22 protein-coding genes and 3 pseudogenes are annotated in these 22209 nt (G+C 67.8%); 15 read left to right on the top strand and 10 right to left on the bottom strand.

The window, feature by feature from the left end; all coding sequences use genetic code 11:
• Nucleotides 1-140 precede the first annotated feature (140 nt).
• Nucleotides 141-488 carry a hypothetical protein gene (locus A7W11_RS16220; protein WP_066415161.1) on the top strand — a complete coding sequence of 116 codons (348 nt, stop codon included), beginning with the start codon at nt 141-143 and terminating at the stop codon, nt 486-488.
• A 55-nt stretch (nt 489-543) separates the two neighbouring features.
• Here the strand turns inward: A7W11_RS16220 and A7W11_RS16215 are convergent, their stop codons facing one another.
• Nucleotides 544-1467 carry a LysR family transcriptional regulator gene (locus A7W11_RS16215; RefSeq protein WP_066415158.1) on the bottom strand — a complete coding sequence of 308 codons (924 nt, stop codon included), beginning with the start codon at nt 1465-1467 and terminating at the stop codon, nt 544-546.
• A 156-nt stretch (nt 1468-1623) separates the two neighbouring features.
• Here A7W11_RS16215 and A7W11_RS16210 point away from each other — a divergent pair, with 156 nt between their 5' ends.
• The 4 genes from A7W11_RS16210 to A7W11_RS27520 all read left to right on the top strand — a co-directional run bounded on the left by A7W11_RS16210 (nt 1624) and on the right by A7W11_RS27520 (nt 4406).
• Nucleotides 1624-2373: an SDR family oxidoreductase gene (locus tag A7W11_RS16210; RefSeq protein ID WP_066415155.1), complete on the top strand. Its 750-nt coding sequence runs from the start codon at nt 1624-1626 to the stop codon at nt 2371-2373.
• 31 nt (nt 2374-2404) lie between these two features.
• Nucleotides 2405-3331, top strand: coding sequence for an SDR family NAD(P)-dependent oxidoreductase (locus A7W11_RS16205; protein WP_066415153.1), 927 nt, complete (start codon nt 2405-2407; stop codon nt 3329-3331).
• A complete protein-coding gene (locus A7W11_RS16200; RefSeq protein ID WP_066415149.1) occupies nt 3321-3806 on the top strand; it encodes a DUF1097 domain-containing protein in 486 nt (161 codons plus the stop codon). Before A7W11_RS16205 ends, A7W11_RS16200 begins: the two co-directional genes overlap by 11 nt.
• Before the next feature lie 87 nt (nt 3807-3893).
• Nucleotides 3894-4406 (top strand): DoxX family protein, encoded by a 513-nt coding sequence (locus A7W11_RS27520; protein WP_082887284.1) that lies wholly within the window; start codon nt 3894-3896, stop codon nt 4404-4406.
• A gap of 32 nt (nt 4407-4438) precedes the next feature.
• Here the strand turns inward: A7W11_RS27520 and A7W11_RS16190 are convergent.
• From A7W11_RS16190 to A7W11_RS16180, 3 genes and pseudogenes are all read right to left on the bottom strand, one after another.
• Nucleotides 4439-5047 (bottom strand): annotated as a pseudogene (locus tag A7W11_RS16190) (LysE family translocator); the annotation flags it as partial.
• A 123-nt stretch (nt 5048-5170) separates the two neighbouring features.
• On the bottom strand, nt 5171-6004 hold the full coding sequence (locus tag A7W11_RS16185; RefSeq protein ID WP_066415138.1) for an AraC family transcriptional regulator: 834 nt from the start codon (nt 6002-6004) through the stop codon (nt 5171-5173).
• Nucleotides 6005-6007: 3 nt separating this feature from the next.
• Nucleotides 6008-6898, bottom strand: coding sequence for a LysR family transcriptional regulator (locus A7W11_RS16180; protein WP_066415136.1), 891 nt, complete (start codon nt 6896-6898; stop codon nt 6008-6010).
• A gap of 100 nt (nt 6899-6998) precedes the next feature.
• Between A7W11_RS16180 and A7W11_RS16175 the strand changes: the two genes are divergently transcribed.
• Together A7W11_RS16175 and A7W11_RS16170 are read left to right on the top strand one after the other, a co-directional pair.
• Nucleotides 6999-7889, top strand: a complete 891-nt coding sequence (locus A7W11_RS16175) for an SDR family oxidoreductase (RefSeq protein WP_082887283.1) — start codon at nt 6999-7001, stop codon at nt 7887-7889.
• Nucleotides 7890-7891: 2 nt separating this feature from the next.
• Nucleotides 7892-8383: a lipocalin-like domain-containing protein gene (locus A7W11_RS16170; RefSeq protein ID WP_066415134.1), complete on the top strand. Its 492-nt coding sequence runs from the start codon at nt 7892-7894 to the stop codon at nt 8381-8383.
• A gap of 100 nt (nt 8384-8483) precedes the next feature.
• Here the strand turns inward: A7W11_RS16170 and A7W11_RS16165 are convergent, their stop codons facing one another.
• Entirely contained in the window at nt 8484-9365 is an 882-nt protein-coding gene (locus A7W11_RS16165; RefSeq protein WP_066415132.1) for an SDR family oxidoreductase, read from the bottom strand.
• 100 nt (nt 9366-9465) lie between these two features.
• Between A7W11_RS16165 and A7W11_RS16160 the strand changes: the two genes are divergently transcribed.
• Nucleotides 9466-10323: a helix-turn-helix transcriptional regulator gene (locus A7W11_RS16160; protein WP_066415129.1), complete on the top strand. Its 858-nt coding sequence runs from the start codon at nt 9466-9468 to the stop codon at nt 10321-10323.
• 73 nt (nt 10324-10396) lie between these two features.
• Nucleotides 10397-10780: a VOC family protein gene (locus tag A7W11_RS16155; RefSeq protein ID WP_066415125.1), complete on the top strand. Its 384-nt coding sequence runs from the start codon at nt 10397-10399 to the stop codon at nt 10778-10780.
• Nucleotides 10781-10792: 12 nt separating this feature from the next.
• Here A7W11_RS16155 and A7W11_RS16150 read toward each other — a convergent pair whose 3' ends face one another.
• Nucleotides 10793-11185, bottom strand: coding sequence for a DUF1801 domain-containing protein (locus tag A7W11_RS16150; protein WP_412778735.1), 393 nt, complete (start codon nt 11183-11185; stop codon nt 10793-10795).
• A 329-nt stretch (nt 11186-11514) separates the two neighbouring features.
• On the opposite strand from A7W11_RS16150, the gene A7W11_RS16145 reads away from it, so the two are divergent.
• The 6 genes from A7W11_RS16145 to A7W11_RS16120 are packed head-to-tail and all read left to right on the top strand — an operon-like array spanning nt 11515 to nt 18135.
• On the top strand, nt 11515-12522 hold the full coding sequence (locus A7W11_RS16145) for a methionine ABC transporter ATP-binding protein (protein ID WP_218188605.1): 1008 nt from the start codon (nt 11515-11517) through the stop codon (nt 12520-12522).
• On the top strand, nt 12522-13190 hold the full coding sequence (locus A7W11_RS16140; protein WP_066415118.1) for a methionine ABC transporter permease: 669 nt from the start codon (nt 12522-12524) through the stop codon (nt 13188-13190). Before A7W11_RS16145 ends, A7W11_RS16140 begins: the two co-directional genes overlap by 1 nt.
• A 53-nt stretch (nt 13191-13243) precedes the next feature.
• Nucleotides 13244-14122, top strand: coding sequence for a MetQ/NlpA family ABC transporter substrate-binding protein (locus A7W11_RS16135; protein ID WP_082887282.1), 879 nt, complete (start codon nt 13244-13246; stop codon nt 14120-14122).
• A 1-nt stretch (nt 14123) separates the two neighbouring features.
• The gene (locus A7W11_RS16130) at nt 14124-15449 is read left to right on the top strand and encodes an LLM class flavin-dependent oxidoreductase (RefSeq protein WP_066415116.1); all 1326 of its coding nucleotides are present in this window, start codon (nt 14124-14126) and stop codon (nt 15447-15449) included.
• 2 nt (nt 15450-15451) lie between these two features.
• Complete coding sequence (locus tag A7W11_RS16125; RefSeq protein WP_066415113.1) at nt 15452-16828, top strand: LLM class flavin-dependent oxidoreductase; 1377 nt, start codon at nt 15452-15454, stop codon at nt 16826-16828.
• Entirely contained in the window at nt 16825-18135 is a 1311-nt protein-coding gene (locus tag A7W11_RS16120; protein WP_082887281.1) for an acyl-CoA dehydrogenase family protein, read from the top strand. Before A7W11_RS16125 ends, A7W11_RS16120 begins: the two co-directional genes overlap by 4 nt.
• Nucleotides 18136-18192: 57 nt before the next feature.
• On the opposite strand, the gene A7W11_RS16115 is transcribed toward A7W11_RS16120, so the two are convergent.
• From A7W11_RS16115 to A7W11_RS29140, 4 genes and pseudogenes are all read right to left on the bottom strand, one after another.
• Nucleotides 18193-18993 carry a 2-keto-4-pentenoate hydratase gene (locus tag A7W11_RS16115; protein ID WP_066415110.1) on the bottom strand — a complete coding sequence of 267 codons (801 nt, stop codon included), beginning with the start codon at nt 18991-18993 and terminating at the stop codon, nt 18193-18195.
• A gap of 48 nt (nt 18994-19041) precedes the next feature.
• A complete protein-coding gene (locus tag A7W11_RS16110) occupies nt 19042-20073 on the bottom strand; it encodes a DUF1963 domain-containing protein (RefSeq protein WP_066415106.1) in 1032 nt (343 codons plus the stop codon).
• Nucleotides 20074-20231: 158 nt separating this feature from the next.
• Nucleotides 20232-21389: pseudogene (locus A7W11_RS29145) on the bottom strand (ATP-binding protein); the annotation flags it as partial.
• Between the two features lie 246 nt (nt 21390-21635).
• Nucleotides 21636-22073: pseudogene (locus A7W11_RS29140) on the bottom strand (PAS domain-containing protein); the annotation flags it as partial.
• Nucleotides 22074-22209 lie beyond the last annotated feature (136 nt).

Raw genomic sequence — 22209 nt, 5'->3', positions numbered from 1 at the left:
TGGGGGCGATGATCGATCTATGATCGGGGCTACTCGGCGGGCCTGGGCCTTGGCTTCGGGGGGAGGAAGCTCGATTCGGTTGGAGCCTTGCCATGCCGCCGCCAAACGGGATGGGACAAGTGTCCTGAGGGTTCTGATAGATGGAAGTACTGGGCTACATCATGATCGGGCTGGCGATGGTTTACGTCATCGTCGCCATCTACGGGCAGTCCGCGCTGTCGGAGCTCCTGGATTATTTCCGGGACCGGCCGGAGCTGTTGGACCAGACGGGATACATTTCGGACCTGTATTTCGTATTCGATATGTCCCGCTGCCGTTATGGCTTCGTGAACTATATCTATCGGCATCCCGTGCCGCCGCCCCAGATCGCGGAGGCATTTCCCGATTACGCCCGGCTGAGGAAGATCTCGAACGGCATCCGCGCATTCCACATGGGGATCGGAATCTATGCGGTGACCGCGTTCGTGGTGACCCGGCTCGCAGGGTAGCGAGCCGGGGTCATTGACGGGCGAATCCGGCGGCTTCTTCAAGACGCCTGCCGTCTCAGGCTCGGGCAGAGTCGGCCAGCGGCCCGAACCGCTCGGCATACAGCCCGCGCGCCCAGTCGATGAACACGCGAACCCGGGGCGACAACTGGCGGTGGAACGGATACAGCGCGCTGACCGGCAGCGCGGGGCATTCCCATTCGGGCAGGACCTGCACCAGGCGGCCCGCCTGCAGGTGATCTTCCAGGCGGAAGCGCGGCACCTGGATCAGCCCGCAGCCGGACAGGGCCGCGCTGGTGTAGCACTCGGCATCGCTGACGGACAGCCAGCCATTGGCGGGGAACGCCACGACCTGGCCGTCCATGACGACGGTGAACGGATAGCGGCTGTCGTTGCCGCGCGAGAAGAAACCGATGCCTTGATGCTGCGCCAGCTCGCTCGGATGGCGCGGCGTGCCGTGGCGGGCCAGGTATTCGGGACTGGCGCAGAGGATCTCCGGCATGTCGGCCAGCTTGCGCACCACCAGTGACGAATCGCGCGGCTGCCCGGCCCGCACGACGCAGTCGATGCCTTCCTTGACCAGGTCCACCAGGCGGTCGCCGCTGCTGATCACGACGTCGATGCGCGGATAGCGATCCCGGAATTCGACGATGCGGGGCAGGATGATCACGGTGGCGTGCACGCCGTGCAGATCGAGCCGCAGCGTGCCGTGCGGATTGGCGACCTGGGTGCTCAGCGAGGTTTCGGCGTCTTCCAGTTCGGCCAGGATGCGCTTGCTGCGCTCGTAGAAGGCCTGTCCGTCCAGCGTGGGCGTGACCTGGCGCGTGGTGCGGTCCAGCAGCCGGGCCCCCAGCCGTTTCTCCAATGCCTTGATGGCATGGGTGGCGGTGGCGCGCGGGATGTCCAGCACGTTGGCGGCGTCGGTGAAACTGCCGAGTTCCACGATGCGGGTGAAGAGATGCAGGGCGTCGAGACGGTCCATCGCGCTTTAATTGTTGATGGATATTGAATTAACAAGGCAATTCTCTGGCATTTATCCATCCAACGTCAACGAGCATGATGGTGTCCATGGCAGCGCCCGCGGCAACCGGGGGCGCCGGGCCTTCCGCTTCCACGCCTTCTTTTCGAGGAAACCATCATGAACTCCACGCATTCATCGTCGCCGTCGACCGCCATCGTCACGGGCGCCTCCCGGGGCATCGGCCGCACCATCGCCCTGCGCCTGGCGGCCGATGGCTACCGGGTCGTCGTCAACTATGCCGGCAACACCGCCCGTGCGCGGGAGGTCGTGGCCGAGATCGAACGCGCCGGCGGCCAGGCGATTGCCGTGCAGGCCGACGTGGCGCAGGACGATCAGGTCCAGGCGCTCTTTAGCGCCGCGCAGGACGCCTTCGGCGGCGTGGACGCGGTGGTGCACAGCGCCGGCGTGATGTCGCTGGCCCCCATCGCGCCGGAAAGCCTCGACATTTTCGACCGCATGGTGCAGACCAATCTGCGCGGCGCGTTCGTGGTGCTGGCGCATGCCGCCCAGCAGGTGCGCTCGGGTGGCCGCATCGTGGCGCTGTCCACCAGCGTGATTGCCAAGTCCTTCCCGCAGTACGGGCCCTACATCGCCGCCAAGGCAGGCGTGGAAGGGCTGGTGCGCGTGCTGGCCAACGAAATGCGCGGCCGTGGCGTCTCGGTCAATGCCGTGGCGCCCGGCCCGGTGGCCACCGAGCTGTTCCTGGAAGGCAAGTCCGACGAGCAGATCGCCCAGTTGAGCAAGGTGCCGCCGCTGGAACGCCTGGGCCGGCCCGAGGACATCGCCGGGGCCGTGTCCTTCCTGCTGGGTGCCGATGGCGGCTGGATCAACGGCCAGGTGCTGCGCGCCAACGGCGGCTTCGCCTGAGCGCGGGCCGGCCCTTTCCAGGAGAGACATCATGAGTCAGATCATCCTGATCACCGGCGCGTCCAGCGGTTTCGGCGCGCTCAGCGCGCGTGCGCTGGCCGCCGCGGGCCACGTCGTTTACGCCGGCATGCGCGATACGCAGGGGCGCAATGCACCGCAGGTTGCCGCCTTGCAGGACCATGCCCTCCAGCATCACGTGGCCTTGAATGCGATCGAGCTGGACGTGCAGTCCGAGGCGTCGGCGCGGGCCGCCATCGACCACATCATCGCGCGGCAGGGCCGGCTGGACGTGCTGGTCCACAATGCCGGGCACATGGTGTTCGGTCCTTCCGAGGCCTTCACGCCGGAACAGTTGGCGCAACTCTATGACGTGAACGTGCTGGGCACGCAGCGCGTCAATCGCGCGGCCTTGCCGCACCTGCGCACGCAGGGTCAGGGCCTGGTGCTGTGGGTCGGCAGCAGCAGCCATCGGGGCGGTACGCCGCCTTATCTGGGACCATACTTCGCCGCCAAGGCCGCGATGGATGCCCTGGCCGTCAGCTATGCGGGCGAGCTGGCGCGCTGGGGAATCGAGACCAGCATTCTCGTGCCGGGCGCCTTCACCAAGGGCACGAACCATTTCGCGCACAGCGGCCGTCCCGCCGATACCGAACGGGAACAGGCCTATGCGCAGCAGGCGTATGCGGGGTTCGAGCAAGAGGTGCTGACGGGCCTTGCCGCTTGCGAGCCGCCGGACGCCGATGTGGCCACGGTGGCCCAGGCCATGGTCGAGATCGTCGGCAGTCCCCACGGCAGCCGGCCGTTCCGGGTGCATGTCGATCCTTCGGATGACGGTTGCGAGGTGGTCAACGCGGTGGCGGACCGCGTCCGCGCCGAATTCCTGCGGCGCATCGGCCTGGCCGATCTGCTGTCGCCGCGCCAGGCCGTTGCCAACCAGGGAGCCACTCATGGCCGTTGATGTCAGACATCTGAAGGTCGTGGTCGGCGAGTCGGTCATCGCTTCGTCGGCCGCCACTCTTAGCGTGATGGCGCTGGAAGTGCCTGTCTGGGCCATGTTCGTCGGCTGGATCTCTTTCTTCACCCGCGGCCTGAACCTGCGGCAAGGGGCGATCAACCTGGCCTGCGTGATGATCGGCGTGCTGCTGGGCATGGGCGCGGCGCACTTCATGGCGGCATTGGCGCCGTGGCTGGGCAGCTACGCGATCACCGCGGTGGTGTTCGCGATCACGATCATCGTGCTGTCCTTGGGCCGGGCGCCGGTCTTCAACAATCTGCTGGGGATCTTCCTGGGGTTGGTGGCGTATTTTGCCTCGCACCAGCCCGCGTCGCTGTCGGCCTTCGGCATGCTGGCCACGGCGGCCACGCTGGGGGCGGTAGCCGCGTATCTGGCCCACGCCTTGCAGAAGCGCATTCACCACGGCGCCGCGCACTGACGTCACGCGCCATGCGGCGGCATACGGGCCGCCGCGCTTTCCGCATTTTCAGTGCCTTGCCGCACATCCACTTCAAGGATCACCGACATGGAAGCCTCGCGCACCTCATCCGCATCGTCTGCCCGGCATACGTTCGCCGGGGATCAAGGCCTGTTGTTTCCGGTGTTCGGCGCGTGGTGCGCCCGCGCCGAACCGCATTTCTACGCGCTGCTGCGCGCCGCCTTCGGCATCATCATGCTGACCCACGGCCTGCCCAAGGTCATGGGGGCTTCGCATGGCTCGATGGCCGATCCCATGGCCGGTTCCATCAACCTGATCCAGAACGTGATGGGCCTGCCGTTCGCGCCCCAGCTCGCCTTCCTGGTGATGCTGCTGGAAAGCGCGGGCGCCATCATGCTGGCCGTCGGATTCTGGACGCGCCTGATGGCGCTGTTGATCGTGGCCGAGATGATCGCCATCAGCTATGCCCTGGGGCCGACCTGGCCCTGGATCGATCGCGGCATCGAGTATCCGGTGCTGATGGGGTTCCTGGCGCTATACATGGTTGCGCGCGGCAGCGGCCGGTGGGCGCTGGAGCGCAGGCTGGGCTGGGCGGTCTGATCCGCCCGGTGCAGCGCCCACAGCAGGCCCAGCGCCAGGGCAATCAGCAGCATGCCTGTCGCCTTCTCCAGCGAGGGCAGCAGCCGCGAGAAACGGCGCAGCACCAGGGGATGGCCGATCGCCATGGCGATCGACATGTCCCATCCCAGCACCACGCAGAACATCCATGCGCCATAGAACATTTTCCAGCCCGCGCTGGCCTGCGGTCCCGTCAGCATGGCGGCCAGGCTGGCGTAGAACAGGGCATTCTTCGGATTCAGGATGCCCGACAGGAAGCCCATGCCGCAGGCGCGCCGCCATGCCGCGCCCGCGGCGGCCGAGGGGGAGGGCTGGCGGAGATCCGGGATGCCGTCCACGGGCGTCTTTCCCGCGTGCCGCACGAACAGCACCCCCATGCAAAGCAGATAGGCGACGCCGGCCAGTTGCACCGCCGTGAACGCCAGGCTGTCCTGCCGCAGGATGGCCGTGCCCGCGAAGGCGGCGGCGATGAAGACGCCGTTGGCCAGCGCGATGCCCACGCACGCGCCGGTGGCGGTACGCCATCCGGCGGCCAGCGAGGTGCGGGCGATCAGGAAAAAGTCGGGGCCGGGGGACAGCAGCGCCAGGAAATGCGCTACGGCAATGACGAGGAATTGCTGCATCGTGGACACGGCAGGGGGAGAGATGTCCAGTGTGGCGATGCGAGCACGTGCTGTATTGAAGGAAATTGCAGGGTCAGGCGGGCGTCGCCGGATGGCGGCCGGCTGTCGTTGAACGCGGAGGGTTCAGGCGCGGAACTGGCCCGGCGTGACCGCCGCGTGGGCCTTGAACACGCGCTGCAGATGCGCCTGGTCCGCGAAGCCCAGGTCGTGAGCCACTCTGGCGATGCCGTCGCCTGCGCGCAGCCGTCGCCGGGCGGCATTGACGCGCTCGTTCAGTTGCCAGGCGTGCGGCGTCATGCCCGTGGCGACGCGTACGGCACGGATCAGTTGATAGCGGCTCATGCCGGCCAGCCGGGCAAGCGCATCCAGGGGCAACTGGCCGGTGTAATCGCGGCGCAACGCATCGAGGACGGGCCGCAACTGCTTGGCCAAGCCGGCCGGCATGGCGGGCGTATCGACCTGCCGCGCCCGTGAGGTATCGGCGTCGCCGAGAAATGCGATCAAGGCTTCTTCCTTGCCGCGCGCATCGGCTTGCGAGAACAGCAAGGCGTTCAGTCGGGTGAATCGCGCGTACAGGGCAGGGTCGTTGACGATGCGTACCGGTTCATCCGCTTCCTGCGGCTCGCCCCGTGTGTCCATTCCGGGGCGCTCGTGCCGCACCGACCGCAGCCAGTCCGCGTCCAGATGCAGCATCTGGTAGCTCCACGCCAGGCCGGGCGAGGGATTGCAGGCATGCACGCGCGCGGCGGGAACGAAGACCAGCGTGCCGGGCGCCAGCCGCATCGGTCCGTCGGGCGCGCCGGTGAACACGCTGGCGCCCTCGTCCACGGCGCCGATGGAATAGGTGGGATGGCTGTGCGGGCGGTAGCACGCCCGGCTGTGGCAAGCGCGGCGGCTGTCCACATAAGGCAACGCGGGATCGCGCCAGAACTGCTGCGTGGGGTCGGAGGCGGCCATGCGCTACTGTACCGCCTTCACGGCGTCGATCAGCGCCCGCAGGGCGGGCGGCACATGCCGGTTGGCGGGGAAGTACAGGAACAGCCCGGGAATCGGCGGGCTCCAGTCCTTCAGGATGGCCACCAGTTGCTTCGTCTTCAGCAGGGGCGCGGCATAAGGTTCGGGAACGTAGGCGATACCCAGTCCGGCCGCCGCGGCCTCGACCATCAACTGGCTGTTGTCCAGCGTCAGGGCGCCGGGAACATCGACCATCACCTCTTGATCGCGCTTCTTGAATTCCCAGCGGTAGCGCTTGCCGCTGGGCAGGCGCTGGCGGATGCATTGATGGCGGCTCAGGCCGTCGGGCGTGCGTGGCGCGGGATGGCTGGCCAGATAGGCCGGCGCCGCGACGGCCAGGAAGCGCAGGTCCGGGCCCATGCGCACGGCCACCATGTCCTTGGGTACGGCCTCTGCCAGGCGGATGCCCGCGTCGAAACCGCGTTCCACGATGTCGACCAACTGGCCTTCAGCGGACAGGTCGAGTTCGACGCGCGGGTAGAGCGATCGCAGGCGCGGCACGACGGTCTGCAGCAGCAGCCGGATCGCGCCCTCGCTGCCGTTGATGCGCACCACGCCGCCGGGCTGTCCGGCCGCCGCCGTGGCGTCGGAAAGCGCGGCGTCCAGGTCGGCCAGGACGGGCGTAAGGCGCGCCAGCAGGCGCTCGCCCTCCTGCGTCAACGACACGCTGCGCGTGGTGCGGTTCAGCAGGCGCACGCCCAGGCTGGCTTCCAGGCCGCGCATGGCCAGGCTGAGCGCGGAGTGGGAGACGCCCATGACGTCCGCGGCGCGGCGAAAGCTGCGGTGCGCGGCCACGGCGACGAAGGCATTGAGGTCGGTCAGCGTAGGCGATTTCATTGGTCTAGTTTACTCACCGATTCATGCTGGATAAATGGGGTTCTCGAACCAGTTGGCCACCCCTACCATGGCTTCAGGCAAATCAAACCAGGAGTCAATCATGAGCAAGACGTGGTTCATCACCGGCGCATCGGCGGGGTTGGGCAGGTTGCTGACGGAGCGCCTGCTGGCGCGCGGCGACCGGGTCGTGGCCACGCTGCGGCGCGAAGGCGCGCTGGACGATCTCCGATCCCGGCACGGCGGCGCGCTGCGCGTGTTGAAGCTGGACGTGACGGACACGCAGGCGATCCGCGCGGGCGTGGACCAGGCCTTCCAGGCCATGGGCCGCATCGACGTGGTGGTCAGCAACGCGGCCTACGGCCTGTTCGGCGCGGCCGAGGAACTGACGGACGCGCAGATCGCCAGGCAGATCGCGACCAACCTGGCGGGATCCATCCAGTTGATCCGCGCGGCGCTGCCGCACCTGCGCGGACAAGGAGGCGGGCGCATCGTGCAGGTGTCGTCCGAAGGCGGGCAGATCGCGTATCCCAACTTCAGCCTGTACCACGCCACCAAATGGGGCATCGAGGGCTTCGTCGAGTCGGTGGCGCAGGAGGTGGCGCCGTTCGGCATCGATTTCCTGATCGTCGAGCCGGGGCCCACGCATACGAACTTCGGTGCGAACCTGGATCAGGCCGAGCCGATGGCTTGCTATGCCCATACGCCGTCGGGCGCGGTGCGGCGAGCCATCGCGACGGGCGATTTCGCGGCCTTCGGCGATGCCGCCAAGACGGTGGACGCGATGATTCCCGTGATGGATGCGCCGAACCCGCCGCTGCGGCTGGCGCTGGGGCAGTCGGCCTATGAGTCGATCCGCAAGGCCCTTGCGCAGCGCCTGGACGCCGTCCAGGCCCAACGCGACGTGGCGTTGTCCGTGATGCCGCAGGGCGGCCAGCGCGTGCGTACCGGCTGGCGTGAGGCTAGCCATTCCCTTCCAGACAGAGGAGCATGACGATGTTCGGAACAAGGCAATGCCTGGCTGCGGCAGTGCTGGTCTTCCCCGCGCTGGCCTGGGCCCAGGCGCCCAACCAGGTGCTGGGCACGTGGCGCATGGTGTCGGCCCGGATCGAGCAGGAGGGCAGGGCGCAGCCCGCTTACGGCGCGCAGCCCAATGGCATGCTGGTCTTCACAGAGGACATGCATTTCGTCGAAGTGCTGACCGATGCGAGCCTTCCCAGGTTCGCCTCCAGCGCGCGCGGGCAGGGCACGGCGCGGGAGAACCAGGCGGCGATGGCGGGCAGCATCGGGTTCTTCGGCACCTACACCGTGGACGAGAACGGTGAGTTCAGCGGCAACCGGGTCACCGGCTCGACCTTTCCCAATTGGGTCGGCAGCACGCGAACCCGCAAGGAGCTGCGCCTGATCGTGGAGGGCGACCGGATGACGGAGCATTTCCAGCGCCCCGAAGGCAGCCGGGTCTACATCGTCTGGCAGCGCGTGAGATGAAAGGGGGCGCCCTGCGTGCCGATTGCCCGTGGCGCACGCATCGCCGCCAGCCGAGTATCGCTTGCGGCGCGGGGCTGGAAAGACCACCGCCCCGCGGTTTTCAGGCGCCGCAGTAATCGGGATGATCGATGTCCGCCAGCAGTTCCGGTCCCGCGGGTCGCCAGCCCAGCACGTCACGCGTGTGGCGGCTCGCGGCGGGCATGTCCGCGCCAGCAAACGCCGCGAACCAGCCGAAATGCGCCCGGTCGCGGGACTCGACCGGCACGCCCAGGCGTTTGCCGATGGCCTGTGCGATGTCGCGCATGGCGATGCCTTCTTCCGCGATGGCGTGATACACGGGTTCGGTCACGCCGCTTTCCAGCGCCAGGCGGTACAGGCGGCTCGCGTCCGACACATGCACCGCCGGCCAGCGGTTGACGCCCTCGCCGATATAGGCCGACACGCCTGTCTGGCGCGCCAGGCCGATCAGGATGGGGATGAATCCATGGTCGCCCACGCCATGCACCGAAGGCGCCAGCCGCACGGCGGCCGCGCGCAGGCCGCGCTGGGCCAGAGCGATGGCCGCGGCCTCGGAGCGACGGGGGTAATCGGCGTGGGATGTCGGCGGCAGGTCGGTCTCGGTCGCCACGCGGCCGGGCGCCAGCAGCGCCACGCCGGAGGTCACCAGCAGCGGCTTGTCCGTGCCCGCCAAGGCCTCGCCCAGCGCCTCGATGGCGCGCTGGTCCTGCCTGGCGTTGTCGGCGAATGTCGAGAAGTCGTGGTTGAACGCGGTGTGGATGACGGCGTCCGACCCGCTGGCCGCGTCAGCCAGTTGGTCCAGGTCGTCCAGCGTGGCGCGCAGCACCTGGGCGCCGGCCTGCGCCAGCCGCGCCGCTTTCTCTTCCGAGCGGGACAGGCCCAGCACCTGGTGTCCGGCATCTAGCAGTTCCTTGACCACCCGCGAGCCGACCCAGCCCGTGGCGCCCGTGACGAATACACGCATATGCACCTCCTGTTTCTGTGTGCAGAGGCAGTGTGGGCGGGTTTATCATCCTGTTAAAGACGAGAGATTATCCAGGTATAAAACTCAACAGGATCGGCCCATGACCCACGATTCCACACTGGGCGCTTACTTGCGCGAGCGGCGCATCCGCCTCGATCCCGCGGCATTGGGCTATCCCGCCGGACGGCGGCGTACGCCCGGACTGCGGCGCGAAGAGGTCGCGCAGCGCGCCAACATCAGCCCGACCTGGTACAGCTGGCTGGAGCAGGGCCGGGGCGGCGCGCCGTCTGCGCAGGTGCTCGACCGCATCGCGCAGGCGCTGATGCTGACCGAGGTCGAGCGCGAGCATCTGTTCCTGCTGGGACTGGGGCGGCCCCCCGAAGTGCGGTATCGGCCCGCCGAGGGCGTCACGCCCAGGCTGCAGCGCGTGCTGGATGCCATGGATGCCTGCCCGGCGATGATACGCACCGCCACCTGGGACATCGTGGCCTGGAACCTGGCGGCCACGGTGGTGCTGAGCGATTACGGCGCCATGCCGCCGGAACGCCGCAACGTGCTGCGGCAGATTTTCCTGAATCCCCGGGCGCGCGAGATCAACTTCGACTGGGAGGCGGTGGCGCGCTTCGTGGTGGGCGTGTTTCGCGGCGATGCGGCGCGTGCGGGCGCGGCGCAGATGGTGCAGCCGATGGTGGACGAGCTGTGCCGCGACAGTCCTGAGTTCGCCGCCATGTGGCGCGACAACGACGTGCGCAGCTTCGGCGAGGGCGTGAAGCGGCTGCGTCATCCCGTGCTGGGCACGATCGCGCTGGAGTATTCATCCTTCTCGGTGGACGGCCGGCCGGATCTGGCGATGCTGGTCTACCACCCCGCGGACGAAGCGGATGCCATGAAGATCCGTGAGTTGATGCGGGCCAAGGCGCGCCAGGCCGCTTCCCCCGAGGTCTTCATCGCCGCATGAGTCTGCCTGGGCACGGCGGGCAGGATTGCGGCATACTTGCCGCGCGCTTTTCAGACAACGAGGACGCCTTCCGATGATCGATCATCTCGACCACCTGGTTCTGACCACCACCGACGAGCAGGCCTGCGTCGATTTCTATGTGGGCCTGCTGGGCATGACGCTGGAAACCTTCGGCCAGGGGCGCCGCGCCTTCAAGTTCGGCCAGCAGAAGATCAACCTGCACGTGAAGGGATCGGAGTTCGAGCCCAAGGCGCATCTGCCGGTGCCGGGCGCGCTGGACCTGTGCTTCATCGCTTCGGAGCCGTTGGACAAGGTCATCGAGACGCTGAAGGCGCGTGGCGCCACGATCATCGAGGGGCCGGTGCGCCGCACGGGCGCGAATTATCCGATCCGTTCCATCTACCTGCGCGATCCGGATCTGAATCTGATCGAGATATCCGAGCGGGCCGACGCGTAAGCCGCTCGAGCGTCATTTCCTTCTTTCGGCGTTCCAGGCCGCGGCGGCCTGCATCAGCGCCTTGAATGCGGTTTCATCCAGCGCGCCGCCCTCGGGAATATCGATGGCGCGGCGCGTGTTGCCGTCCAGGCTGGCATTGAACAGCCCGGCGGGATCGGGCAGCGCCGCGCCGTGCGCGAACGTCAGTTTCACCGCGCGCTTATAGGCTTCACCGGTGCACAGGATGCCGCCGTGCGACCACACCGGCACCCGCCATTTCCATTCTTCCACCACGTCGGGCAACGCCTGATGGATCAGCGCGCGCACGCGCGCCAGCGCCTGGCCGCGCCAGTCGTCCAGTTCCTGGATGCGGCCATCTATAAGTTGTGCCGCGCAGACTTCCTCAGCAGTTTTTTTCGTCGTCATGGGCATGCCTCGTCTGACCGTTGAATCATAGCGCCGCGGGTTTCCGCGCGCGCGTCTACCGGCCGTTTTCGCCGGCAGAAACGACCTATTCCAACTATCGATATGCCGCGAAAAACCGCTGGCGCGCATGCGATATCAATATGGAAATTTATTCGTTTGGCGCTACGCGCCTCGGGCCAATAATCAAAAAAACCTGATCAAGACCCCGAGAAACCCAAGCTTTCTGAAATATGAATATCCCCTTCGACATGACCGGCGCCAAGCGCCGTGGCACCGTGCCTCAACGTATTTTTCATCGCCCGTTTCGCCGCTGAGGCATTGCAGCACCGATGAACTCCATCTTCAAACTGGAGAACGTATCGAAGACGTTCTCGCGTGGCGCCGACACCATCCATGCATTGGACAACGTCTCGCTGAATATTCCCTCGGGGGCGTTCTTCGGCATCGTCGGCACATCGGGCGCGGGCAAGAGCACGTTGCTGCGCCTGCTGAACCTGCTGGAGACGCCGACCCGCGGTTCGATCTGGTTTCGGGACACGCGGCTCGATGGCCTGAAGGGCGGCGCGGCGCGCCAGTACCTGAGCCAGGTCGCCACGATCTTCCAGCACTTCAATCTGTTCCATGGCAAGACCGTGCTGGAGAACGTGGAGTTTCCGCTGGCGGTGCGCGGCGTGTCGCGCCAGGCGCGCCGCCGCAAGGCCGAGGCGTTGATCGAACTGGTGGGGCTGCGTGGCAAGCAGGGCGCCTATCCGTCGCAGTTGTCGGGCGGGCAGAAGCAGCGCGTGGGCATCGCCCGCGCGTTGGTGTCGGACGCGCAGGTGTTGCTGTGCGATGAAGCCACCAGCGCGCTGGACTCCGAAACCACGACGGTGATCCTGGACCTGCTGTTGTCGTTGAAGCAGCAGTTGGGCCTGACCATCGTGCTGATCACGCATTCGTGGGATGTGGTGCGGCACGCGGCCGACGCGGTCACGCTGATCCAGCATGGCAGGACCGTGGAAACGGGGCGCGTGCGCGATCTGCTGCATGACGCCGACTCGTACCTGGGCCGGCAATTGCTGCCCGCGCCCGACCTGGGCCTTGGGCCCCAAGAGGGCTGGGTGCGCTACGACGTGATCCTGGCCGACGTGCGCGAGCAAAGCACGTTCTTCTCCGAGGCCGCGCGGCGGCTGGACGTGACGGCGGCAGTGGTGTCGGGCGGCGTGGAGCGGCTGGGCGGTGTGGAGGCGGCGCGTTTCAAGGTGGATTTCGACCTGCGCGGCAAGGCCGCGACGGCGCGCGAGGCGTTGTCGTCCATCCTGCGCGAGAAGAGCATCGTGCTGGGCAAGGTGGCGTGATGGGCAATCGGGACTGGAAACAGTATCTGCCGGACTTCTGGGAAGCGCTGGGACAGACCTTGTACATGACCTCGCTGGCCGGCGTGTTCGTGATCACGCTGGGCATCGCGACAGGCCTGCTGCTGTACCTGAGCGCGCCGGGCTCGTGGCGGCCGCGGCCCGTGCTGTACCACGCGGTGAACACGGTGGTGAACACCGGGCGTTCGATCCCTTTCATCATTCTCATCGTCATCCTGATCCCGGTGACGCGCATGGTGATCGGCACCCCGCTGGGGCCGGCCGCCGCGCTGGTGCCGCTGACCATCGGCTTCACGCCGTTCTTCTCGCGGCTGATCGAGGCGAACCTGCGTGAACTGGACCAGGGCCGCATCGACGCGGCCCGGGCGATCGGCGTGACCACGCCGCAATTCATCTTCCGCATCCTGTTGCCGGAATCGCTGTCCGGAATCATCGGCTCGGCCACGATCATCCTGGTGGGCCTGGTGGAAGGCACGGCGGTGGCCGGCGCCATCGGCGCGGGCGGCGTGGGCGACTTCGCCATGACCTTCGGCTACCAGCGTTGGTTCACCGAACTGATCGTGATCGCCGTGGTGGCGATGGTGGCCATCGTGCAGTTCATCCAGATTTCCGGCGACGCGTGGATCCGCCTGCGGCGGCACAAGCGCTGACGCCATCCGTTTCATTTCCCCTGTCATTCAACGAGATAAGAAAGGAAGTCATCATGCCGCATGCCCCCGACCGCCGGAAAAGGCAATTCGTCCTGGCCGCCGCCTGCGCGCTGGGCGTGCTGGCCGCCGGCAACAGCCTGGCCGCGCAGGGCGCCGCCGTGCCGAGCGAGCCGCTGCGCATCTACGCCACGCCCACGCCGCAAGGCGACGTGCTGCGCTTCGTGCAGAAGCTGGCCGACAAGGACGGCCGTGGCCTGAAGCTGAAGGTGATCGAAAGCAGCCAGGGGCTGGACTCGAACGTGCTGCTGTTCAAGGGCGACGTCGAGGCCAACCTGACGCAGCATCGCCCGTACTTCGATTCGTGGATCGCCGCGCATCCCGAGGCCCGCGGCAAGCTGGTGAACGTGGCCACGGTGCTGGTCAATGTGTTCGGGCTGTACTCCGCCAAGTACAAGTCGGTGAAGGACATTCCCGAAGGCGCCTCGTTCCTGGTGCCCAACGAGCAGACCAACCTGCCGCGCGCGTTGTTCATCCTGCAGAACGAAGGCCTGATCCAGCTGAACCACGGCAAGTCGGACGGGTCGGCCGCGGCCGTGGCGATCGACGAGAAGAGCATCGTCGCCAATCCGCGCAAATTCCGCTTCGTGCCGACGGAGACGCGCCTGCGCGCCAAGTCGCTGCCCGACGTGGAGGCCTCGTTCATCAACGGCGACATCGCCCTGACCAACGACGTGGACCCGCGCGCGGCGCTGTCGCTCGAAGACAAGGCGAACAATCCCTACGCCAATGTGCTGACCACGCGGCAGGAGCTGGTCGGCGATCCGCGCGTGCGCCTGTTGGCCGACTACCTGACGGGGCCGGAGGTGGCGCAATACATCACCGACCACTACAAGGGCTTCATCGTGCCGGTGCAAGCCAAACTGGTGCCGTGACATGGCTGCCGCTGCTCCCCGCCGACTGCACCTGAACGTCAATGCCTGGCTGCAGGGCTTCGCGCCTTCGGCCTGGCGCGTGCCGGAGAACGATCCGCTGGGCTTCATCGATGTGCGGCACTACGTGCGCGTGGCCCAGGTGGCCGAGGCCGGCAAGCTGGATGCCATCTTCCTGGCCGACTCGGTGGCCACCGATGGCCTGGCCACGGGACCGGTCACGGCGCTGGAACCCACGCTGATCCTGACGGCGGTGGCGATGGCGACCTCGCGCGTTGGCCTGATCGCCACGGCATCCACCAGCTACAACGAGCCCTACAACATCGCGCGCCGTTTCGCCTCGCTGGACCTGATCAGCGGCGGCCGGGCAGGGTGGAACGTGGTGACGACCGCCGACGCGGGCTCGGCCCGGGCCTTCGGCCAGGAGACCGTGCCGGATCACGCCACGCGTTACCGGCGCGCCGGTGAATTCACCGGCATCGTCAAGGCGCTTTGGAACAGCTGGCAGGACGACGCGCTGATCGCCGATCCGGCCTCGGGGCGCTTCGTCGACACCCGCCGGCTGCATGCCGTGGCGCATCGCGGCGAGTTCTTCCGCGTGGACGGCGTGCTGAACCAGCCACGTTCGCCGCAGGGGCATCCGGTGCTGTTGCAGGCGGGCGGCTCGGCGGACGGGCAGGCGCTGGCCGCGCGGCATGCCGAGGCGGTGTTCTCGGCGTCGCAGTCGTTCGACGAGGCGGTGGCGTATGCCCAGGGACTGAAGCGCGCCGCGCAGGCGCTGGGTCGTGACCCGAACGGCATCAAGGTGTTCCCGGGTTTGGGCACCTTCGTGGGCGGCACCGAGGCCGAGGCCCGGCGCAAGCACCGCGAGTTGATCGAGCTGGTGCCCCCGGAGCATGCGCTGCGGCGGCTGGCGGGCCGGCTGGGCGTGCCGCCCGACCTGCTGGACCTGGACAAGCCCTTGCCGCAGGACCTGCCGCTGCCCAATGGCGGCAATGGCGGACACACGTTCTTCCACGCCATCCTGGCCCGTTCGCGGCTGCACCACTACACCCTGCGCGAGCTGCTGGCCGAAATGGCCGGCGGCGGCGGGCACCGCGAGATCGTGGGCACGCCCGAGCAGATCGCCGACGACATCGAGCATTGGTTCAAGGGCGGCGCGGCGGACGGCTTCAATCTGATGCCCGGCCTGTTGCCCAGCGGGTTGAAGGATTTCGTGGATGGCGTCGTGCCCATTCTGCAGAAGCGCGGCCTGTTCCGCACCGATTACGAGGGCAGCACGCTGCGCGAGCACCTGGGCCTGCCCGTTCCCCAAGCCCACAAAGGATGACCATGACACGATCCCGACGCCAGTTCAGCCTGGGCGCCTTCCTGATGCAGACCGGCCACCACATCGCCGGCTGGCGGCATCCGGATGCGCAGGCCGACGCGGGCACCAATTTCCGTCATTTCGCCGAGCTGGCCCAGTTGGCCGAGGCCGCCAAGTTCGACGCCGTGTTCCTGGCCGATTCGTCGGGCGTGCGCAGCACCGACCTGGCGTCGCTGGCGCGCACCTCGCGCGCCGCCTTCTTCGAGCCCCTGACGCTGCTGTCGGCACTGGCTGCCGTGACCGAGCGCATCGGGTTGATCGCCACGGTGTCCACCTCGTTCCACGAGCCCTACAACGTGGCGCGCAAGTTCGCTTCGCTGGACCAGATCTCGGGCGGGCGCGCTGGGTGGAACCTGGTGACGTCCAGCAGTACGGCCGAGGCGCAGAACTTCAATTTCGAGGCCTTGCCGGATCATGCGCAGCGTTACGCGCGCGCGGCCGAGTTCCACGACGTGGTGCGCGGCCTGTGGGATTCGTGGGAGGACGACAGCTTCCCGCGCGACAAGGGCAGCGGCATCCATCTGGATCCGGCGAAGCTGCACGTGCTGGATCATCATGGCCAGCACTTCCGGGTGCGTGGGCCGCTGAACGTGGCGCGTTCGCCGCAGGGCCATCCGGTGGTGGTGCAGGCAGGAGCCTCGCCCGCGGGCCGTGACCTGGCCGCGCGCACGGCCGAAGTCATCTTCGTGGCGCACCAGACCTTCGACGAAGCACGTGAGTTCTACGCCGACATCAAGGGGCGGCTGCCCGCGTACGGACGGCATCCGGACGACGTGAAGATCATGCCAGGCATCTTTCCCGTGGTCGGGCGCACGCAGGCCGAGGCCGACGAGAAGTTCGAGCAGTTGCAATCGCTGGTGGATCCGGTGGTGGGCGTGGCGCTGCTGTCCACCGTGCTGGGCGGCGTGGATCTTTCGGGCCTGGACGTGGACGGGCCGATTCCGGAACTGCCCGAGACCAATGGTCCCAAGAGCCGGCAGAACCTGTTGGTGGAAGCGGCTCGGAGGGACAAGCTGTCGATCCGGCAGTTGTACCTGCACATCGCCGGGGCGCGCGGCCATCAGCAGGTAGTGGGCACGCCGGCCAGCATCGCGGATCAGCTGCAGCAGTGGTTCGAGGAAGGCGGGGCGGACGGGTTCAACATCATGGCGCCGTACTTTCCGGGGGGACTGCGCGATTTCATCGAACTGGTGCTGCCCGAACTGCGTCGGCGCGGGTTGTTCCGCACGGAGTACGAGGGGCGTACCCTGCGTGAGCATCTCGGATTGCAGCGGCCGGCATGGCCGTACGCGGCGCCGGTGCGCGCGTCGCAACCTACCGAAGAAGCGAGCATGGCATGACGGATTCCACGCGCGCTTTCACATCGACGGGGACTGTCCATGCGGAGGGCCTGTCCGCACCGGCCGCCGCTACGTTCGACAGTCCTGCGGATTCCGGCGCCTGGGGCGCCGCGCCCAGCGCGCGCTATGAGTCCCTGGCGCAGGCGTGGCGGCCCCTCTTCGCCCGCATCCGCGCAAGCGCCGTCGAGCGCGATGTACACCATCGCCTGCCGCACGAAGAGATCGCCTGGTTGCGCGAGGCCGGCTTCGCTCGCGTGCGCCTGCCGCGCGAGTTTGGCGGAGCGGGCGCGACCCTGCCCGAACTGTTCGCCCTGCTCGTGGAACTGGGCGCGGCGGATACCAACGTGGTCAACGCCCTGCGGGCCCATCTGGGCTTCGTCGAGGACGTGTTGAATTCACGCGAAGCACCGTGGCGGGCGCGCTGGCTGGACCGCCTGGCCACGGGCACGCTGATCGGCGCAGGGCTGTCCGAAGCAGGCAGCGCCAAGGTCGGCACGTTTTCCACCCACCTGACGCGCACGGCCGACGGCGCACGGCTGAATGGCCAGAAGTTCTACACCACGGGTTCGCTGTTCGCGGACTGGATCGGCGTGGCCGCGCAGGAAGGCGACGCCACAGTCTATCTCCAGGTGCCGCGCACGGCGCCCGGCGTGGAGGTGCTGGACGATTGGGACGGCTTCGGCCAGGCCCTGACGGCCAGCGGCACGGCGCGCTTCACGGACGTGGCGATCCAGCCGGACTGGTTGCGTCCATCGGCGGAGCGGTTTCCCTACGCGGTGCCGTTCTATCAATTGGTGCATCTGGCGTCGATCGCCGGCATCGGGCGCGCGCTGGCCGATGACGTGGCGCAGCGGGTGCGCCAGCGCGACCGCGTCTACAGCCACGGCAACGCGGCGCGCGTATCGGAGGATCCGCAGATCCTGCAAGTGGTGGGACGGGCGCGTAGCGCCGCTTATGCCGCCCGGGCGATTGCCTTGCAGGCGGCCCGCGCCATCCAGGGCAGCCATGATGCGCATGAGGATCCTGCCGCCGGCGAGGTGCAACGCCGTCGTGCGGATACGCTGGCCCATGTCGAGGTCGATCAGTCGGTGTCCGTCATCACCCGGCTCGTGCTGGATGCCAGCACCGATCTGTTCGATGCCCTGGGCGCGTCGGCGACGCTGCGTACCGAGGGGCTGGACCGGTACTGGCGCAACGCGCGCACGATCTCGTCGCACAATCCGCGCATCTATCGCGAGCGGCAAGTGGGGGCGTACGCGGTGAACGGCACCGCGCCGCCGACGTCCTATCGGGTGGGGAAAGGGTAGTCCTCGTATCCACGCCAGACCAACGCGCTGACCACCGTTGCCAGCCGCTGTCGTTGCCTAGCGGGACATATTCCGTGTCGCGGCCAGCGTGACGCGCGTGGCGCCGCCTGCGTAGTGACCCACCACCGTGACACCCGCGCGCGGCAGGTCGAAGGGCTTGGCGATGGCGCCGGCGGTGACGATTTCGCCCTGGCGCAGCGTGATGCCGCGTTCGCGGGCGAAGTCGAACAGATAGCGCAGCGAGTCCAGCGGATACGACAGGTCGTCGCCGCTGAGCGCCACGGCGTGTTCGACGCCGTCGACCTCGATGCGGGCGCTGGGAATCACGTCGTCGATGGACGTGGCAGCAATTTCCGCGCCCAGCACGAAGGCGTCGAAGCCCACGCCATCGCCCACGAAGCTGGGCAGGCCCACGGCGCGGCGGTCGAGGTAGCGAGACTGCACCAGTTCGAAGGCCGTGTGCGTGCTGGCGATGGCGTCCAGCACGTTGGCGGGCGCCTCGCCGGGGGCGATGTCGCGCGCGAGCACGAAGGCGATCTCGAACTCCACGGTGAACGGCGTGTCGGGACGGGTCAGGCGCACGGTGGCGCCGTCGGCGTGCACGCGCGCCTTCAGCAGGCGGCCGATCAGCGGACGCCGCAGGTTCGCGGCCCGCAGGCTGGCGGGGCTGCCCAGGCCGAGCTTCCAGCCGGCCGTGGGGGTGTCCAGGGCGGCGATGAAGCGGTCCTGCAGTTGGTAACCCTGGTCGAGGTCGGCCGGGCGCTGGTCGGCGGGCAGTTCCTTCAGTTGCGGCGCGCCGCGCCAGGCGGTGGCCAGCAGTTCGGCGGCGGGGGCGGGATCGTAGGCGGTGGTGTTCAAGCGGTTGCTTCCGGTGATGAAAAAAGGGCGCCGGGAACGGCGTGGAATTCAGGTCTGCTGGTACACCGCGACTACCTGGTCGAAACGCCGTTCGGCCAGGTCGCTGTCGCGGATCAGGAAATACACGGTGCCTTCGCTCAGTTCGCCGCCCCAGTCGGACAGGTCGACCTGCCACAGCAGGCGCCATTGCCGGGCCAGCATCTGGATGCGCTCGGCGTGCGACTGCCATTCCTCGCGGCTCAGGTGCTGCTTGCCGAAGCTGGTGACGACCACGGCGTCATAGCGCGGGTCGCTCTGCTCGGGCAGCGGGCTGCCCAGCAGCTGATGGCGCTTCCAGCCGGGGTCGGGGTAGTACTCGCCCAACTGGTCCAGCGCGTCCATGTAGGTGTCGGAGAAATCCGTGCCGTCTTCCGCGTTCTGGCTTTTCATCAACGGCTCGGCTTCCAGCGCTTCAGGATGCGGAAGCCGCAGGGCGTACTTCAGCGTCATGAAGTGCGCGGGCGCGCCGTAGTTGGTGGACAGGGCTTCGGACGGCTTATCGCGGTAGCGGACGATCATGTCGCGCAGTTCGCGCTGCTGTTGCTGCATGGCCCGCGCGAGATCGGGCGGCATGGCCAGCGGCTTCAGGGCCTCTCTCGGGGTCTGGTCCCACAGCACGCGTGCCGGCCGCATGCCGGTTTCCCAGGGGCCGACGGCCAGATCGTAGAAGAACAGCAGCCGGCCATGCGGGGGCAGCGGGCGGGCGACGTCGCCCAGCGCGTGGGCTTCGTCCAGGTCGATCTGGCCCATGAAGGCATAGGGCAGGTTGGCCTTGAGGTGGGCGCGCATCTCGGCGGCGGCGGCGTCGTTGCCGCGTTTGGCGATCGCTTCGGGATCCTCGGGGGGCGCCGGGCGCGGCCATTGGGCGTCCGCGGGCATGTCGGGCGTGCCGCCCAGACGGGTGGCGCCAGGCTGCGCCGCGTTCTGTTTGGCGGGTTGCAGCATGATGGCAGGCACCAGCGCCCGGGTGACGGCCTGGACCTGCTGCGGGGTGAAGTGTTCCTGCAGGACTTGCGTGGCATCGGCGGGCATGTCGAACATGGCGCGGTGATCCTTTGCGTGGCGAATCGGGGGAAGTGCCGGCCATTATAGGTAGCGGGGCCAGGCCGCGCGGTGCGGCATCAGGCCCCACGGCTGCGGGACAGGGGGCGCGGGAGGGCTCAGCCCTTGGCGGCAGGCCCCTGGCCCCGCGCCAGGTTGCGCTGCTGCTGATTGCGCAGCACATGGCGCACCTTGCGGGCCAGCGCTTCGCGCGTGTAGGGCTTGCTGAGCAGTTCGACGCCCGCGTCCAGCCGGCCGGCGTGGACGATGGCGTTCTCGGTGTAGCCCGAGGTGAACAGCACCGCCACGTCGGGCAGGTGCTGGCGCGTCTGGCGGGCCAGGTCGGGGCTGCGCAGCGGACCCGGCATGACCACGTCGGTGAACAGCAGGTCGACCGGCGCGCCGCTCTCGACGATGGCCAGGGCGCTGACGGCGTCCTTGGCCTTGAGAATGCCGTAGCCCAGGTCGGACAGCATGGCCACGACGGTCTCGCGCACCTGTTCGTCGTCCTCCACCACCAGGATGGTTTCGGTGCCGCCCACCACCGGGCCCAGCTCGGGTTCTGGCGTGGTGTCCTCGGCCTGTTCGGCACGTGGCAGATAGATGCGCACCGTGGTGCCTTCGCCGGGCTCGCTGTAGATCTTGATGTGGCCGTTGGACTGCTTGACGAAGCCATACACCATGCTCAGGCCCAGGCCGGTGCCCTGGCCCTCGGGCTTGGTGGTGAAGAAGGGCTCGAAGACGTGTTCAAGCACTTCGGGCGGCATGCCGGGGCCGGTGTCCGAGATGGCCAGCATCACGTACTCGCCCGGATCGATGTCGGCATGGCGCGCGGCGTAGACGTCGGTGAGCGAGGCATTGCCGGCCTCGATGGTCAGCTTGCCGTGGCCTTCCATGGCGTCGCGCGCGTTGATCGCCAGGTTCAGCACGGCGTTCTCGATCTGCGACGTATCGGCCAGGGTGTTCCACAGGCCGGCGGCGGCCGCGGTTTCGACCTCGATGCCTTCGCCCAGGGCGCGGCGCAGCATGTCGTCCATGCCGCGCACGAAGCGTCCCAGGTTGACCACGGTGGGAGCCAAGGGCTGGCGCCGGCCGAAGGACAACAGTTGCGATGCCAGCTTGGAACCGCGCGACACGCCGTTCAGCGCATTGCGCAGGCGGGTCTGGGCGCGCTCGTTGCCGCTGGCGGAGATTTCCTTCACCAGCAGTTGCAGGTTGCCGCCGATGACCTGGAGCAGGTTGTTGAAGTCGTGCGCGACGCCGCCGGTCAGCTTGCCGATGGCTTCCATCTTCTGCGACTGGCGCAGCGCGTATTCCATCTGGGCGCGTTCGTAGGCCTCGTCGCGCAGCCGGGTATTGGCGGCTTCCAGGCTGGCCGTGCGCTCGGCCACCATGGCTTCCAGCGACTGGTTCATCTGGGCCTGGCGCTCGATGACCCGTTGCAGCACCTGCGCGGTGTGCTCGCGGTCGGGGTCGACCTGGCCGGTGTCGGGGTCCGGCAGCGCGGCCAGGTCCTGCAACTGGGCGAGGGCCGCCTGCCGGCGCGAAGCCTCGCGCTCGTGCATCTTCTGGCCCGAGATGTCACGCGCCTCGACGATCAGCAATTGCACCGTTCCCTGGTCGTCGCTGACGGGGGTGAGGGTGACGTCCACGTCGCGCAGGGCCGTGTTGCCGGCCTTGACGCAAAGGTGGGTATCCCAGCGGACGGTCTCGCCCCGGGCGGCACGCCCGATGGCGTCGCGCCAGCTGTCCCGGATGCCTTCCGCGCCTTGCCACCAGCAGGTATTCCAGAAGGGCTTGCCGGAGATTTCGTCCAGCGCGATGCCGGCCTCCTGCATGGCGGCGGGATTGATATCCAGCACATTGCCCTGTGGATCGAGCACGCCTGCGAACTGGGTCAGGCTATCGAGGACGATGCGGGCCAGTTTGTGGCGGCGCTGCTCGGCGGTGTCGTCCAGGAACAGCGTGGTGCCACGTACGGTGACAGGGAAGGCGGACATAGACAGTAAAACCTTTTGTGGAGCAAAAATCAGCCGACGGCCCGATTACGCTGCGGGCACCAGCCCCAAGTATCAGGGGCCGCATCCGGTTGTGGCAAATCGTCACCGCGGGGGTGCGACAGACGTCGCGTCGGGC

Origin of the sequence: Bordetella ansorpii (assembly GCF_900078315.1) — a bacterium.
Lineage (GTDB): Bacteria > Pseudomonadota > Gammaproteobacteria > Burkholderiales > Burkholderiaceae_B > Bordetella > Bordetella ansorpii.
The sequence above is the reverse complement of the archived record's forward strand: the minus strand, read 5'-3'. Positions and strand labels throughout refer to the sequence as shown.